3 protein-coding genes and 2 pseudogenes are annotated in these 3,100 nt (G+C 49.1%); all 5 read left to right on the forward strand.

Annotated elements, in window-relative coordinates; translation table 11 throughout:
- Nucleotides 1-252, forward strand: a pseudogene (locus tag QUA36_RS31005) (hypothetical protein); the annotation flags it as partial.
- The gene (locus QUA36_RS31010) at nucleotides 252-473 is read left to right on the forward strand and encodes a hypothetical protein (protein ID WP_333460138.1); all 222 of its coding nucleotides are present in this window, start codon (nucleotides 252-254) and stop codon (nucleotides 471-473) included. The pseudogene QUA36_RS31005 and the gene QUA36_RS31010, both read left to right, overlap by 1 nt.
- Nucleotides 473-736, forward strand: coding sequence for a hypothetical protein (locus QUA36_RS31015; protein WP_333245560.1), 264 nt, complete (start codon nucleotides 473-475; stop codon nucleotides 734-736). The genes QUA36_RS31010 and QUA36_RS31015 overlap by 1 nt, the downstream gene beginning before the upstream one ends.
- Nucleotides 727-1,278 (forward strand): hypothetical protein, encoded by a 552-nt coding sequence (locus QUA36_RS31020; RefSeq protein ID WP_333460139.1) that lies wholly within the window; start codon nucleotides 727-729, stop codon nucleotides 1,276-1,278. Before QUA36_RS31015 ends, QUA36_RS31020 begins: the two co-directional genes overlap by 10 nt.
- Nucleotides 1,279-1,748: 470 nt before the next feature.
- Nucleotides 1,749-3,100 (forward strand): annotated as a pseudogene (locus QUA36_RS31025) (hypothetical protein); the annotation flags it as partial.

Raw genomic sequence — 3,100 nt, forward strand, 5'->3', positions numbered from 1 at the left:
AAACGCGCTTACAAAGCACTAGGAAAAATTGAAGTTGCAGACAAAACAGTTCATAAAGAACACCGCAAATATGAGGGGGTTGTCGCCGATAATGAACTGGGTAAGAAACGCTCAGACACTCGACTAGCTAAGCATTTGCACAGTTTGCGTCCCGGCTATGCCCGACTGGGTTTAGGGCTTGACAAAGCTGAAAGCGATGCTCGCACTCGGATTGATGCAATCAAAGCCAAGCTCACCGGAGGCGCAAGCTAATGGAATATATGTGGATTGCTGGCAACAAAAAAGAAGTGAAGAAATTAGTAGAAGCTTTACGAGCTAACGGTTTCACGTTCGAGCTTGCCCACTATGCGGAAATAAGCAATTCCCCTTTTGGTGGCAACCGGTACTCTTATACCTTGAAGAATTTCCGCCCCCCCGCCGTACCAACTCCACAGCCTCGCGCGTGGGATGCAGTGCTAGGAGGGAAGAAATAATGAAAGCGATGTATCTGGCAAACTACTTCGTTGCCGGATGCGTCGCTTTCTCCCTTTTGGGGTGGATAGCGAGTCTGCATCCAATGGCAATGAAAGCCGTTTTATTCTTGTTAGCAGCAATTGCGATTGCTTGGGGTTTAAGTTGGTTACTTGACTATTCCCTGAGTAAGTTGCTCAAGATTTCAGTGGCTGACTTACAAGCGCTTTTAATCGGCGGTTTAGCGATGTTGCTGATTGGTTTGGGGGTATTTCTATGCAGCTAAAACTGTTTGTGTTGAGTGCGTCCTCTGTCGTGCTTTGGTTGACTCCACTAGCAGCACTAGATAAAAAGCTAGACACTCACAAAGCGCTGCAAGGGGTAAGCCTGTGTGCTGCGATTGCTTGTGCAGTTTCCGCTGGCAATATTGCCCGTCAATTAGCTGACGAGGGAGAAATTGAGGAATTGAAACTGAGAGCGATTAAAGCCGATGTAGAGGATGAAATCGGCACCAGCGTCTATATTGCCCAGCAAAAAAGACAGCAGGAAGCTGAACAAATTCTGAACCCTAGGGAAGCACTAGAACGCGCACTGGCACTGACTTATGACGATGATGAACGTTCAGAGCCGGAACCCCAAAAACAGCTAGCTGAGAACGACGCTGAACGGACTTTGAACGAACGTGCAGAACGGGTACTCTCACTCAAAGCTAAAGGCTGGGGTAAGGCAAAAACCATACGTGAAGTGTGGGGCATTAACAAGGGAGGCTCCCAAAAATATAAAGATGCTGAGACGGAGTATCACCGCATCATTGATGGGGAAGGTTGAACACGAACTAAAAGAGGATGGAAATAATCTAAACCTATTAGGGTTCCCGTGCTTTCCGATCGCTCTCTGATTGATACTCGGTCGCTTACTAACGGCTAAGCTATCACCTACCGCTCGCTATCCTCTCGCTACCCTCTTATATATCGATAGCTCGCTTACAACATCCGCACTCGTCGCTATAATGTTGCTAAGCAGTTCCCCCAAGTGAACACCACGGTCTGCGACTTGACGAGGGGAGTAAGGGATCTGTATACGGCAAGGGATGGAGAGAGAAGTCGCTGATAGCCCACGTCTCCCTGCTTACCAATATTTCCCCACTCTCTAGTAGCAATCAAGGGTGGGCGACTAATGCGAGTCGCCCGCGTATTGTCTGATATATCTCATAAACACGCAAAAACCGTCCTCTCTATGTTTGGCGACGAAGAAGAACGGTTCTTGCAATCAAACTCGCTTAGGGCGAGAAAATTTCCATGTACGACAATTCTACTCCAAACAACGGGCAAACTTCAAGCACCCGCAGAAATCTTGTCAAGGTTTCCCAGTCTAATCCCTGTTTGCACTGTGGCAAACCTGACTGGTGTTATTTGATCGGCGAACTTTCAGTGTGTAGCCGCAATCAACCGCCCGCTACGGGTTGGGAAGTGACTACTAAATCCGATCAGGACGGTCATTTTTACTACGCCCCAGTCCAAGAAAAGAAAGCCATCCGCCCCGCTCAAACCCGCCATTGGGAATATCCAGACCGCGACGGCTCCCCACTTGTCAGAGTACGGCGGGTTGATTTCGGCGACGGACGCAAGAAGGATATCAAGCAGCAGCACTGGGACAAAGACAAAAATGACTGGGTGATGGGTTTGGGCAAGGTTGAACGTGCCAGTATCCCGGTCTACCGCCGTACCGATGTTCAAAAGGCGATCGCAAATAATCAACTTGTTTTCATCGTTGACGGTGAATCGTGTGCTGACGTTTTCTGGGATTTAGGTTTGGCCGCTACCACTAGCATCGGCGGCATGGGTAAATGGCGAATCACTGACACAAGCGATTTACAGGGTGCGAAGGTTGTTATCACTCCCGACCGCGACATACCAGGGGTTGAGGATGCGGTCAAAGTTTCACAACATTTCCCAGACGCTCAGTGGCTGTACTGTGACCCTGACTCTTGGGTTTGGGACAATCTGCCAAAAAGCCAGGGGTTTGATGTCAAAGACTGGAGTGAAAGCAAAGGTATCAGCGCTCAAGACATACTAAATTCTCTAACTCCTCACCCGCGCACGTGTGAAGAAGTAGTATGCCAGAAGTATGACAGTAGTGGGAGTGACTACATCCCAGACACAGCGCCAACTGCACTACAAAACTTCGTACAGAAGGCAGAGGCTGCACTTTACTCAGACGGTCACTGGAAAGCTATTGGAGGTCAGCTTTATCGCTATGTCGGCAGTCACTACGAATTGCGATCGGAATCCGAGGAAAAGCGCCGTATAGGTGGCTGGCTCAATACCTACGCTGAGAAGGTAAAGGGTGTTTGGGTCAACAACCGAGCCAGGTCTAGCAACGGAACTGAGGTTCTGAAGTGGGTTATCGATCAGAACTGGGTTGACCCAAACAAAATAAATCCTGACGGCTTGAACTGCTCTAACGGGGTAGTGAAAATTAACTCTGACGGTTCTCACTCGTTTGTGCCACATAACCCTAACCAGGTCTATACCTATGTTGGCTGCAAGTATGACCCTGACATTGACCCGACGGATTGCGATCGCCTTCTGGAATGCTTGGAGCCGTCGCAGCGTGAGGTATTTTTGCGGACTGCTGCTGCTGCGTTGAA

It is taken from the genome of Microcoleus sp. Pol10D4 (genome assembly GCF_036701555.1).
Taxonomy (GTDB): Bacteria; Cyanobacteriota; Cyanobacteriia; order Cyanobacteriales; family Microcoleaceae; genus Microcoleus.